10 protein-coding genes are annotated in these 12,822 nt (G+C 63.8%); 8 read left to right on the forward strand and 2 right to left on the reverse strand.

The features are described 5' to 3' along the window. Positions 1-12: 12 nt before the first annotated feature. Entirely contained in the window at positions 13-333 is a 321-nt protein-coding gene (locus QFZ30_RS07875; RefSeq protein WP_307075015.1) for a chorismate mutase, read from the forward strand. A 24-nt stretch (positions 334-357) separates the two neighbouring features. On the opposite strand, the gene QFZ30_RS07880 is transcribed toward QFZ30_RS07875, so the two are convergent. Further along, entirely contained in the window at positions 358-747 is a 390-nt protein-coding gene (locus QFZ30_RS07880; protein ID WP_307075017.1) for a hypothetical protein, read from the reverse strand. 156 nt (positions 748-903) lie between these two features. On the opposite strand from QFZ30_RS07880, the gene QFZ30_RS07885 reads away from it, so the two are divergent. The 6 genes from QFZ30_RS07885 to pdxS all read left to right on the forward strand — a co-directional run bounded on the left by QFZ30_RS07885 (position 904) and on the right by pdxS (position 9,196). Continuing rightward, a complete protein-coding gene (locus QFZ30_RS07885) occupies positions 904-1,263 on the forward strand; it encodes a hypothetical protein (RefSeq protein ID WP_307075019.1) in 360 nt (119 codons plus the stop codon). Next, positions 1,260-4,748 carry a DNA polymerase III subunit alpha gene (locus tag QFZ30_RS07890; protein ID WP_307075021.1) on the forward strand — a complete coding sequence of 1,163 codons (3,489 nt, stop codon included), beginning with the start codon at positions 1,260-1,262 and terminating at the stop codon, positions 4,746-4,748. Before QFZ30_RS07885 ends, QFZ30_RS07890 begins: the two co-directional genes overlap by 4 nt. 145 nt (positions 4,749-4,893) lie before the next feature. Beyond that, positions 4,894-6,903, forward strand: coding sequence for a threonine--tRNA ligase (gene thrS, locus QFZ30_RS07895; protein ID WP_307075022.1), 2,010 nt, complete (start codon positions 4,894-4,896; stop codon positions 6,901-6,903). A 20-nt stretch (positions 6,904-6,923) separates the two neighbouring features. Beyond that, on the forward strand, positions 6,924-7,511 hold the full coding sequence (locus tag QFZ30_RS07900; RefSeq protein WP_307075024.1) for an HIT family protein: 588 nt from the start codon (positions 6,924-6,926) through the stop codon (positions 7,509-7,511). Next, the gene (pgsA, locus tag QFZ30_RS07905; RefSeq protein ID WP_307075026.1) at positions 7,501-8,124 is read left to right on the forward strand and encodes a phosphatidylinositol phosphate synthase; all 624 of its coding nucleotides are present in this window, start codon (positions 7,501-7,503) and stop codon (positions 8,122-8,124) included. The genes QFZ30_RS07900 and pgsA overlap by 11 nt, the downstream gene beginning before the upstream one ends. 145 nt (positions 8,125-8,269) lie before the next feature. Then, positions 8,270-9,196: a pyridoxal 5'-phosphate synthase lyase subunit PdxS gene (pdxS, locus tag QFZ30_RS07910; protein WP_307075027.1), complete on the forward strand. Its 927-nt coding sequence runs from the start codon at positions 8,270-8,272 to the stop codon at positions 9,194-9,196. 203 nt (positions 9,197-9,399) lie between these two features. On the opposite strand, the gene QFZ30_RS07915 is transcribed toward pdxS, so the two are convergent. Then, positions 9,400-11,412, reverse strand: coding sequence for a M3 family metallopeptidase (locus QFZ30_RS07915; RefSeq protein ID WP_307075029.1), 2,013 nt, complete (start codon positions 11,410-11,412; stop codon positions 9,400-9,402). A gap of 83 nt (positions 11,413-11,495) precedes the next feature. Between QFZ30_RS07915 and QFZ30_RS07920 the strand changes: the two genes are divergently transcribed. Then, positions 11,496-12,755, forward strand: coding sequence for a CapA family protein (locus tag QFZ30_RS07920; protein WP_307075031.1), 1,260 nt, complete (start codon positions 11,496-11,498; stop codon positions 12,753-12,755). Positions 12,756-12,822: the final 67 nt, after the last annotated feature.

Raw genomic sequence — 12,822 nt, forward strand, 5'->3', positions numbered from 1 at the left:
TATTGTCATGTGATGGCGACAATTCAAGGAAACGACAAAGACGCTTTGGCCGACAAAGAGCAGCTCGCTGCTGTGCGCATTGCTGTCGATGAGGTGGACGATCAGATCGTGACCCTTATTGCCCGGCGGGAACGGCTGATCCGGATCGCCGGAACCCTGAAGGGTGACGACGCTGAAGTCCGCGCGCCCGGCCGGGTGGAACGGATCATTGAACACGTCCGGTCGGCTGCCGAAAAAAAGGACATCGATCCCGACATTGTGGAATCAACCTACCGGGCCATGATCTCGGGCTTCATTGAACTCGAGCTGAAGGTCCACAAAGAGAACAGCTGACGCCGTTCGTTCGGCGCTGTTCCCTTAGAGCGCTTCCTCGACGGCGACGCCGGACTGGAATTCCCGGCCGTCAGCCTCGCTGAAGGCTGACATCACGTGCCCCTTGCCCAGCCCATGGATGGCGGCAAGGGGAAAGTTCCCTGTAATGCTGCTGCCGGAGTGCGTGACTCCGCTGAGATCGTAGTTTTCTTCGGTGCCCTGTTCATGGCTGAACGCGTAGAAGGCGATCGCCTCCCCGTTCATGAACTCAATACCCAGCCGTCTTTGTGATGAATAGTCAGGGGTGGCCGCCACAAGCCCCACCACATACGCACCTGATCCCGGTATGTTGCCGTCGATATCGAAGGTGGCCACGAGTGTGGAGTCCTGGGCCTTGATGCTTACGTGCTTAAGGAGTGCGTCATTGGTGGTCATGGCACAATCCTGCTCCCTGGCGCCCCGTCCGTCCACCCCTGCCTAGGTTTTGTCCGGGCACCGGCGTAGACTTGAGTTGTTCGAATATGTATTCGAACAACAAGTGATGTGGCCAGTGTTTCAGCCACAGTTTTCAGTTTTGTTCCGGGAGGCCCCATGGGCATGTTCAGCGAATCCGTGGATGTCGTCTGCACCGCTGCCGGCCAGCCGTTGAAGCTTCAGTGGGCAGGGCGGTGGTACACGGTCTGCGCCGAACCTGTGCGGTGGTACGAACGCCGGCAGTGGTGGGCGGAGGAAAGCCGCGCGCCCCTGGGCAGCGGGCCCGGCCTGGTGGACCACGAAATCTGGCGGGTCCAGGTCCTGGCCTCAGACAGCTCCCGGGCTTCGGGCGGCGCCGGGTCCACAGGCAGTCAGTCACCGGAAGAGCCGCTCACCCTTGACCTGACCCGGCACATCGGCAGCGGCCGCTGGCGGCTGCTGCGGATCCATGACGCGCTCCAGCCCAGAACCGCATGACTTTTACCCATCTCCACGTTTCCACCGCTTTCAGCGCGCATTACGGCGTGTCGTGGCCCGACGAGCTCGCCCAGGTCGCTGCCGCGGATGGTGCCACGGCGCTCGCCTGCACGGACAGGGACGGGCTGTACGGCACCGTCAAACACCTCAAAGCATGCAAGGCTGCCGGCATCGATCCCGTTGTCGGGGTTGACCTTGCGGTCTTTGACGACGACGGCGATCACCGCACCCAGCTCGGCGGCCGTGTGGTGGTGCTCGCCCGCGGAAACAACAAAGGGGCCGGTTACCGTGCCCTGTGCCGGCTGGTCTCGGATGCCCACGCCCGCACCTCCGGCAAAGCCGGGGGAGCGGTGCCCGTGGCAGTCACCCGTGCAGAACTCGCATCCCGGACCCTGGATCCACGGACCCTCAAACCGGTACTGACGGTCCTGATCGGACCTGATTCCGACGTCGGACGGGCCATAGGCGGCCGGCGCTACCTGCGCCCCCGCACCCTTTTTAAACGCTGGGTGGAAACCATGCCGGCGGGAACCGTGGTTGCTGAAGTTGTCTCACAGCTCAGCGCACCCGGCACTCCGTTGAGTACAGCCCATGCTGTGCGGATGCTCAAACTCGCAGAAGAACACCAGGTTCCGGCAGTGCTTACCAACGCTGTACGCTATTGCGCCGAGGACGGCGCCGCCACGGCGGACGTGCTGGATTCGGCCCGGACACTGAAGTCCCTCCCGGAACTGGCCGCCGAACCCCTGCTGCAGCCCAATGGCCAGGGCTGGCTGAAATCATCCGGCCAGATGCTCCAGCTGGGCAGGGAAATCATCCGCGCCGCAGGATACGGCGCGGCGGACCTCAAGCAGCTGATGGCCCAGACCGAGGCGCTCGCCGATCTCTGTCGGATGGACCCGGTGACGGACATGGGCTGGAAACAGCCGGTGGTCCCGGAGGCTTCAGTCATCGGCATAGACCAGGATCCGCACGTTGAGCTGCTCCAGCGTTGTGAGGCCGGGATCGGCAGGCGGTTCCCTGGAATCTCCGGTGCCGCCGAAAAGGAGATGCGCTCGCGGCTGGAGCACGAGTTGGGGATCATCCTGAACCTCGGATTCTCCTCCTACTTCCTCACCGTCGCAGAGGTCTCCAGGATGATCCTGGACATGGGGGTCAGGGCGGCGGCCCGCGGTTCCGGGGCATCCAGCCTGGTCAACTACCTGATCGATGTCAGCCAGGTGAACCCGCTGCAGCATGACCTGATCTTTGAACGCTTCCTTTCCCGTGACCGGGCCACGTTGCCGGACATCGACATCGACGTCGAAAGTGCTGAACGGCACAACGTCTACCGGAAGATCTTTGACCGTTTCGGCTCCGAGCGTGTAACGCTCATGAGCATGCAGAACGGCTACCGGGCCCGCGGCGCTGTCCGGGATGCCGGGATGGCGCTGGGCATGGACGACGGCGATGTGGGGGAGATTGCCAAGCAGCTGTGGCGGTTTTCAGCCCGTAAGTTCCGTGAGGCACTGGTGGAGAAACCTGAACTGCGGGAATTCGCCGGGCGCGTGGAACAGCGGGGGCTCGCCGAAAACCAGCAGCTTGACCTGCTGGTGGACCTCACGGAGCGGCTGGACCGGCTGCCACGGCACATCTCCATGCACCCCTGCGGAGTGATCCTGGGCGATGCAACCCTGCTGGACCGGACCCCTGTCCAGCCCAGCGGACTGGGGCTGCCCATGAGCCAGTTCGACAAACACGACATGGATCCCATGGGCATGCTCAAGCTCGATGTCCTGGGGGTCCGGATGCAGAGCGCCATGGCCTTTGCCGTCCGGGAGGTGATCAGGATCCACCCCTCCAAAGCGGAGGTGGTGGCTGCAGGAGCCCATCCTGCAGGTCCCGAGGGCACCGGGCCGGACTACATCGCCGAGAACGGCCACATCAACCTCAATGCGGTGCCGCTTGATGATGAACCAACGTATGAACTCATCCGCAGCACCCACACCCTTGGCTGTTTCCAGATCGAGTCCCCAGGCCAGCGTGAGCTGGTCGGCAAGATGGCCCCCCGTGATTTCAATGACCTCATCATTGATATTTCGCTGTTCCGGCCGGGACCCATGAAGTCGGATATGGTGCGGCCGTTCCTTGAGCACCGGCACGGTTTCGCCCCGGAGGTCTACCCGCACCCGGACCTGAAACCGGTGCTGCAGGAAACGCATGGGGTCACCGTTTTCCATGAACAGATCCTGAAGACCTTCAATGTCATGACAGGCTGCGGCCTGGCTCGGGCGGACGAATTCCGCCGCGCGCTGGGCAATGAGGCACTCGAGCCGAAAGTGGAGGAGTTCTTCCGCAAGGAGGCCCGGGCCAAGGGCTACACGCCTGTTGTGGTGGACAAGGTCTGGGAGACGCTGAAGGCCTTTGGAAGTTTTGGTTTCTGCAAAGCACATGGGGCTGCGTTTGCAGTGCCCACCTACCAGTCGGCCTGGCTCAAGGCGCACCACCCGGAGGCTTTCCTCGCCGGGTTGTGGGAGCACGATCCCGGCATGTATCCCAAGCGGCTCCTGGTGGCGGAGGCCCGCAGGCTGGGCATCCCTATCCTGCCGCTGGACATCAACCGCAGCCAGGCAGAATACCGGGTGGAGCGGGTCACGGAAGGACAGGACAGTGGCAAGCTGGGGATCAGGCTGAGCCTGAACGGGATCTACGGCATGTCCGCTGCCGAGCTCAAACGCATTGTGGCCGGCCAGCCCTACGACTCCCTGGCGGATCTCCGGGCACGGTCCAGGCTGAGCAAGCCAAGCATCAAGAGGCTGGCCCAGTTGGGTGCCTTTGATTCCCTGCACCTTGATTCAGGCGGCAGCGCCAACCGGGCAGACCTCGTCCAGCACCTGCAAAGACTCCAGGCCACGAAAAGCACCCGGAAGGGCACCGAGGTCATGGAGGGGCAGTTGGCCTTGCCGCTGGGGGACGTGGAACTCCGCAACGTCAAACCAGGCCTTCCCGCGCCTACCCTGGTGGACAACGTCCGGGCGGAACTTGACCTGATGGCCATTGATGTCAGCGGGCATCTGATGGACAGCCACCGGCCCATGCTGGACAGGCTCGGCGTCACCACGGCGGACAAACTCCTGGGCTTGCGCAACGGCACCGAGGTGCTGGTTGCTGGTGTGCGCATTGCCACCCAGACCCCTCCCATGCGCGGAGGCCGGCGGGTGGTGTTCATCAGCATCGACGACGGCACCGGCTGCATCGATTCCGTCTTCTTCCATGAAGCCCAGGAGCAGGCAGGGCTGTTGCTGTTCGGCACCCGGCTGCTGCTGATCCGTGGCACCACCCGGCGGACCGGACCCAGGGGCATTAGCCTGAGCGCCAACATGGCCTGGGACCTGAGCCGCGTGGAAACGTTGCCGTTCCCGGAGTCCCGGACCGAGACGGCAGATGTGCCGCATCCGCTGGATGGGATCAGCCGGAGCCTGGCCATTACCGGAATGGGCGGCTAAGCCCCTCTTCGCCGCCCAAACCGGCCATGCAGGGTTGCGGGTCCCGTTGGTCGGCCTCTCAGGAAACCGATAGCATTGACGATGGCTGGCTGTGGTCCCCGTATGCCACAAGCTATGAAGCCTTAACTTTGAATAGGAGACACCCGTGTCAGATGCCCAGCAGATCACCCTCGTCGTCGATGGCGAAGAGACCAAGGTGACTACCGGGACAACCGGTGCGGAACTCTACTTTGAGCGCCGGGACGTTGTTGCCGCCCGCGTCGACGGCGAGCTGAAGGACCTGGACCAGGAGCTGCCCGAAGGCTCCGAGATCCAGGCTGTCACCATCGGTTCGCCCGATGGCCTGAACGTGCTCCGCCACTCCACCGCCCACGTGATGGCCCAGGCAGTGCAGCAGCTGCGCCCGGACGCCAAGCTTGGCATCGGCCCGTACATCACGGACGGCTTCTACTTCGACTTCGACGTCTCGGCACCGTTCACGCCCGAGGACCTTAAAACCCTCGAAAAGATGATGCTCAAGATCATCAACCAAAACCAGAAGTTCGTCCGCCGCGTGGTCAGCGAGGACGAGGCCCGCGAGGCGATGAAGGACGAGCCCTACAAGCTGGAACTGCTGGGCAAGAAGAACGACGCCGCCGAAGCAGGCGAAGGAGTCAACGTCGAGGTCGGCGCCGGCGACATCACCATCTACGACAACGTGGACCGGAAGAGCGGTGACAGCGTCTGGTGCGACCTCTGCCGCGGCCCGCACCTGCCCAACACCAAGCTCATCTCCAATGCCTTCGCGCTGACCCGTTCCTCAGCTGCGTACTGGCTGGGCAACCAGAAGAACCAGCAGCTGCAGCGCATCTACGGAACTGCGTGGCCAACCAAGGATGAGCTCAAGGCCTACCAGGAACGCCTCGCCGAGGCCGAACGGCGGGACCACCGCAAGCTTGGCGCCGAACTTGACCTGTTCTCGTTCCCGGACGAGCTCGGTTCGGGACTGCCGGTGTTCCATCCCAAGGGCGGCATCATCCGCAAGGAGATGGAGGACTACTCCCGCCAGCGGCACGTCGACGCCGGGTACGAATTCGTCTATACGCCGCACATCACCAAGGGCCACCTGTACGAAGTCTCCGGGCACCTGGACTGGTACAAGGACGGTATGTTCCCCGCGATGCACGTGGACGCGGAACTCAACGAGGACGGCACCGTCCGCAAGCCCGGCCAGGACTACTACCTGAAGCCGATGAACTGCCCCATGCACAACCTGATCTTCCGTGCCCGCGGACGCTCTTACCGTGAACTCCCTCTGCGCCTCTTCGAATTCGGCTCCGTCTACCGGTACGAAAAGTCCGGCGTAGTCCACGGGCTGACCCGGGTCCGCGGCATGACCCAGGACGATGCCCACATCTACTGCACCCGCGAGCAGATGAAGGACGAGCTCACCAAAACCCTGAACTTCGTCCTCGGCCTGCTCCAGGACTACGGCCTGAACGACTTCTACCTGGAACTGTCCACCAAGGATCCGGAGAAATCCGTCGGTGACGACGCCGCCTGGGAAGAGGCCACCAATACCCTCGCCGAGGTGGCGCACGAATCCGGACTGGAACTTGTCCCGGATCCGGGTGGAGCCGCCTTCTACGGACCGAAGATCTCTGTGCAGGCCAAGGACGCACTGGGCCGCACCTGGCAGATGTCCACCATCCAGCTGGACTTCAACCTCCCGGAGCGGTTCGAACTGGAGTTCCAGGCGGCTGATGGCACCCGCCAGCGTCCCGTGATGATCCACCGTGCACTGTTCGGCTCGATCGAGCGGTTCATGGGTGTGCTCACCGAGCACTACGCCGGCGCCTTCCCGGCCTGGCTTGCCCCGGTGCAGGTAGTGGGCATCCCGGTTGCCGAAACGTTTAACGACTACATGTTCGACGTCGTTGACCAGCTCAAGGCGGCGGGGATCCGCGCCGAGGTTGATACTTCCTCGGACAGGTTCCCCAAGAAGATCCGCACGGCCAGCAAGGACAAGATCCCGTTTGTCCTGATCGCCGGCGGCGACGACGCCGAGGCCGGAGCGGTGTCCTTCCGGTTCCGCGACGGCAGCCAGGACAACGGTGTGCCGGTGGCCGAGGCCGTCAAGCGGATCACGGAAGCCGTCCGTAACCGGACCAGCTAGCGGAAACGGAAACAGACACGGTGCAGGAGAACACAGGCGCAGGATATCCACGTGATGCCGGCGTGACCGACGACTTTGATCTCGCGGGCGTTCCGGATGCATTCCAGCGCCTGTGGACTCCGCACCGGATGGCCTACATCAAGGGCGGCCAGCACCAGTTCAAGAACGAAAACGACTGCCCGTTCTGTCTCGGCCCGGGCCGGACTGACGAAGAAGCGCTCATCGTCTACCGGGGGAGGACCTGCTACGTGGTGCTCAACCTGTTTCCCTATAACCCGGGCCACCTGCTGGTCTGCCCCTACCGGCACGTTCCCGACTACACGGACCTCACGCTGGAGGAGACCGCCGAGTTCTCGGAGGTCACGCAGACGGCCATGAAGGTCCTGCGCAAGGTAGCGAACCCGGGCGGCTTCAACCTCGGCATGAACCAGGGCGTGGTGGGCGGGGCAGGCATCGCAGCGCACCTGCACCAGCACATCGTTCCGCGGTGGGGCGGGGACGGGAACTTCTTCCCCATCATTGCCCAGACCAAGGCCATAACGCAGACACTTGATGAGGTCCGCCAGCAGGTCGCCCAGGCCTGGCCCGGGGAGACGGATGCTGAATAGGCATGCGCGCGGCTTTTTCACCGCGCTGTTTACTCCGCTTGCCCGCTGGCTTCTGAAAATCGGTATTTCGCCCGACGCCGTCACCATCATCGGAACGGCCGGAGTGGTGGCCGGGGCGCTGGTCTTCTACCCGCTCGGCCAGCTGTGGTGGGGAACGCTCTTCATCACAGCCTTCATCTTTTCCGACGTGCTGGACGGCATCATGGCAAGGATGCGGGACACCGGTGGACGTTGGGGGAACTTCCTGGATTCCACGCTGGACCGGGTGGCCGATGGCGCGCTGTTTGCGGGGCTTGCCATCTGGTTCTTCACCGGCGGCGCAGATTTCGCCATCGCAATTGCTGCGATAATCTGCCTCGTCCTGGGCATGGTGGTGTCCTACACCCGTGCCAAGGCTGAATCCCTGGGCTTCACGGCAAATGTGGGCATAGCTGAGCGCGCCGAAAGACTCGTCTCAGTGCTGGTGGTCACCGGATTCACGGGACTGGGGCTGCCCCACATTGCCCTGCTCGTGACGCTCGGGCTGTTGGCCGCGGCCAGCCTGGTCACGGTGGTCCAGCGGGTGCTGGTAGTCCGCCGCCAGGCCTTGGCGGACACCGCGGCACCTGATTAAGCCTGATTAAGCCGGCTGGCCGTGGTGGGACTAGTATTAGGACTGCCCGGTCAATGGATCCGGCAATCCGGTGCGTGTATTTTTCGGCATTTCCGTGCCGCCCTCACGCCCGGCGAAGGTCATCTATCTACCCATAGGGGTTTTTGTGTCTACACCTGATGTAAGCAGCGAAGCCGGTTCGTCCGCGAACAGCGTCACGGGCAGCAGCCGCGTTAAGCGCGGCATGGCTGAGATGCTCAAGGGCGGCGTCATCATGGACGTCGTCAATGTCGAACAGGCCCGCATCGCCGAAGACGCCGGTGCCGTTGCCGTGATGGCGCTGGAACGCGTTCCGGCCGATATCCGTGCCCAGGGCGGCGTGTCCCGGATGTCCGATCCGGACATGATCGACAAGATTATCGACGCCGTGTCGGTGCCGGTCATGGCCAAGGCCCGGATCGGCCACTTTGTCGAAGCCCAGATCCTGCAGTCCCTGGGCGTGGACTACATTGACGAGTCCGAGGTCCTGACCCCGGCCGACTACACCAACCACATCGACAAGTGGAACTTCACGGTTCCGTTCGTGTGCGGTGCCACCAACCTGGGTGAGGCCCTGCGCCGCATCAACGAGGGCGCGGCCATGATCCGGTCCAAGGGCGAGGCCGGCACCGGGGACGTTTCCAACGCCACCACCCACATGCGCCAGATCCGCGCCGAGATCCTCAAGCTCGCGGCTCTGCCCGAGGACGAGCTCTACGTCGCCGCCAAGGAACTGCAGGCCCCGTACGAACTGGTCAAGGAAATCGCCGCCACCGGCAAGCTTCCTGTGGTGCTGTTCACCGCAGGCGGCATCGCCACCCCGGCTGATGCGGCGATGATGATGCAGCTCGGCGCCGACGGCGTGTTCGTCGGCTCCGGCATCTTCAAGTCCGGCAACCCCGCCCAGCGCGCCGCCGCCGTCGTGAAGGCCACCACCTTCTTCGATGACCCGGACGTCATCGCCAAGGCCTCCCGCGGCCTGGGCGAAGCCATGGTGGGCATCAACGTGGACGAAATCCCGCAGCCCCACCGCCTCGCCGAGCGCGGCTGGTAGTCCTCTGCCTGACGGCAGGTACTGATCCTCTGCTTGCTATTCCCCACGTCCCGCTAAGGCCGCTTCGCGGCGAGCGGGGACGCAGGGCCCCTTTTACGCAAGCTGCCGGACCAGTACCTGCCTCCGAGCAACAAACCGCGACGGCGGCGAGTCACCTTTGCCGGGTGACTCGCCGCCGTCGTTCTTTTCTGTCGGGAGTGGAGTTACTCGAGGCCGCGGCGCTTGAGCAGCGGCTCCAGCCGCGCATCGCGTCCGCGCAGGACGCGGAAGGACTCGAGCGGATCCCGGCTGTTGCCGCGAGACAGCAGTTCCTGCCGGAACCGTTCGCCGTTGCCGCGGGTCATACCGCCGTTCTCGCTGAACCAGTCCACGGTTTCTGCATCCAGGACCTCACTCCAAATGTAGGAGTAGTAGCCTGCAGCGTAGCCGTCCCCGGCAAAGATGTGCTGGAAATACCCGGTGCGGTACCGCGGCGGAATCAGGGCATGGGCCACTCCGGCGGCAGCGAGGGACTTGGCCTCGAACGCCACCACATCCTCCGGGACGTCAGTGCCGTCCAGCACGTGCCATGCGAGGTCCAGCAGGGCGGCGCCTAGGTATTCCGCTGTACCAAAGCCTTCGCCCCAGAGCCGGGACTCATTCAGCTTGTCCACCACATCCTGCGGGAGCTGTTCGCCGGTGGCATAGTGCCGGGCGTAGTTGGCCAGCACCTCAGGCCACAGGATCCACATCTCGTTGACCTGCGACGGATACTCCACAAAGTCGCGGGGGACCGACGTCCCGGAAAACCGGGGATATGTCACGTTGGAAAACAGCCCGTGCAGGGCGTGGCCGAACTCGTGGAAGGTTGTGCGCAGCTCATCCAGCGTCAGGAGTGTGGGCTCACCTGCCGGAGGCTTGGAAATATTCAGGTTGTTGACGACCACGGATTTGGTGCCGAGAAGGCCGGACTGTTCAACCAGCGAGTTCATCCATGCGCCGCCGCGCTTGGACTCCCTCGTGTAGTAGTCGCCAAGGAACAGGCCGAGCCCACTGCCGTCTTCGTTCCGGACCTCCCAGACACGGACGTCAGGGTGGTAGCCGCGAAGGTCCGTCCGTTCATGGAAAGTGATGCCATACAGGGAGGTGGCGGTATGGAACACCCCGTCCTGAAGCACGCGGTCCAGCTCAAAGTAGGGACGGAGTGCCTGCTCATCAACGGCGTATTTCTCCCTCCGGACCTTGGCCGAGTAGAACGCCCAGTCCCAAGCCTCCAGCGGGTGTCCGGCAATCTCCCCCAACGCCGCCGCTTCGGCGTCCGCGTTGCGGACGGCGGCCGGTGCCAACCGGTTCAGCATCGTCTGGACGGCTTCAAAGTCGGGAGCCGTCTGCCGGTCCACCTCCAGTTCGGCATAGTTCGCGAAGCCCAGGAGCGTGGCTTTTTCGGCCCGCAGACCTGCCATGGACCTGACTAATTCCAGGACATCCTGCCTGCCCCCGTCGCTTCCTCGGCTGACGGAGGCTTCAAACAGCCGACGGCGGATCTCCCGGTTTTCGAGGGCGGCCATGGCGGGCTGGTTGCTTGGCTGGATCAGGGTCAGCAGAAATTTGCCTTCGTGTCCCGCCGTGCGGGCTGCTTCCGCGGCGCTGGCAATGTCATCCGCCGGCAGGCCGGCGAGGTCGCCCTCGCTGTCCAGCAGCAGGGCTGCAGATTTCATGGCCTCCTTCACCCGCTGGCCAAACTCGGTGCCGAGCCGGGACAGCTCGGCGTTCACAGCCTTCAGCCGGTCCTGGTCCGCTCCTGCCAACTGGATCCCCGACTGCCGGAACTCCTTCAGGTACTCCTCCACCAGCCGCGCCGATTCCGGCCCGCAGCCGGCCGTATCAATGGAGGCGAAACGGTTGAAGAGTCCGCGGTTGAGGTACACATCATCCTGGTGTGCTGCAATATGCGGCGACAGTTCAGTTTCAAGGTGCCGGATCTCATCGGAGGCATCTGCTGAAACGAGGGTGAAAAAGGAGGCACTGGCCCGCTCCAGCAGCCGTCCTGCCTGCTCCATCGCCACCGCTGTATTCTCAAACGAAGCTGGCTCGGGGTTGTCCACGATGCCCTGGATTTCAGCAAGGTGTTCGGCAAGACCGGCTTGGACTGCCTCCGCATAGTGGGAGGCGGTGATCTCGGCAAAAGGCGGCAGACCGTAGGGCAGGGCGCTGGAAGTCAGCAGGGGGTTAGTCATGAAGTAAAGCTTTCACACGCGGGCTTGCTTCTCAACGCACCAAATGCGCGCCTTCCCGAAATTCCAAACCTACACTTGCGCTTATGGGGAAGAAATTTGGCGTTGCTGCAGTCCGGACCGGTGTGGCACTGTCCGCCGCCATTCTCGCGGCGGCCCTTGCCGGCTGCGGCCTGGTGGCCGAGCAGAATGCGCCCACAACGTCCGCGGGGTCCAATGCCGGATCCTCTGCAGGCCAGCCAGTCCCCTCGGCGTCGGTTACCCCCTCACCCACCCCGACGCCGACGCCGGGAGCCGGACCTGCGTGTCCCTCGCTGCGCTGCACCTCTGTGCTGGTCACCGGCGACATGCTGATACACACTCAACTCTGGCAGCAGGCCCGTGAGGACGCCGCCGCGGCTGGCAAACCGGGGCTGGACTTCGTGCCGCTCCTGGAGGGCCAGCGCAAATACATCCAAGCCAGCGACCTGGCCATCTGCCATCAGGAAACGCCGGTGGCCGGACCTGACGGACCGTTTTCAGCGTACCCGTCCTTCAACGTCCCGCCCCAGATCATCGCAGCCTCCAAGGACGTGGGCTACCAAGCCTGCACCACCGCCAGCAACCACACCATCGACCGGAGCACGGACGGCTTGCTGCGAACCCTGGATGCGCTGGACGCTGCAGGGCTGAAACATACTGGTTCCTACCGCACCGAAGCGGAGTCCCAGGGCATTCTCGTGCTGCAGACAAAAGCGGCCAAGATCGCGATCATCCAGGGGACCTACGGCCTCAACGGCCAATACCCTGAATACCCTTGGCAGGTAGACATGCTGGATGCGCCAACAATGATCGCGAAGGCTGAAAAGGCGCGGGCGCTGGGCGCGGACATTGTGCTGGGAGCCATGCACGCCGGGGATGAGTACGCGAGCGCAGCCAACGCCCAGCAGCAGGAAGTGGCCCACGCCCTGGTGGACAGCGGCCAATTCACCTTGGTCTACGGACACCACACCCATTCCGTGCTGCCGATCGAGAATTACAAGGGCACCTGGATCGTTTACGGGCTGGGCAACGGGGTCACTGAACTGTCGCCGTGGTATGTGGTCAACAACGAAGGGCTGCTGGTCCGGGCTCAGTTCAGCCAGGACGCGACGGGTAAGTGGGCGGCCTCCGACCTGGCGTGGGTTCCATCGGTGATTGTCGACGGGCCCTACCGCTGGTGCTCCGTTGCTTCGGATGCACCGCAGGGCACCTGTGCCACCCCCGAGGCCGACGCCGCCACCAGGCTGAGGACCGCAACGGTGGTGGACTCGATGGGCGCGGCCGCCGCAGGCGCACATGAACTCCTGATTACCCAGGAACGCTGAACTCCGCCGTCCACGCCCGGTTCAGCGCGGCCGGGTGTTCAGCGCGGCCGGGTGTTCAGCGCGGCCG

The sequence above is a fragment of the Arthrobacter pascens genome (assembly GCF_030815585.1).
Classification (GTDB): Bacteria; Actinomycetota; Actinomycetes; order Actinomycetales; family Micrococcaceae; genus Arthrobacter; species Arthrobacter pascens_A.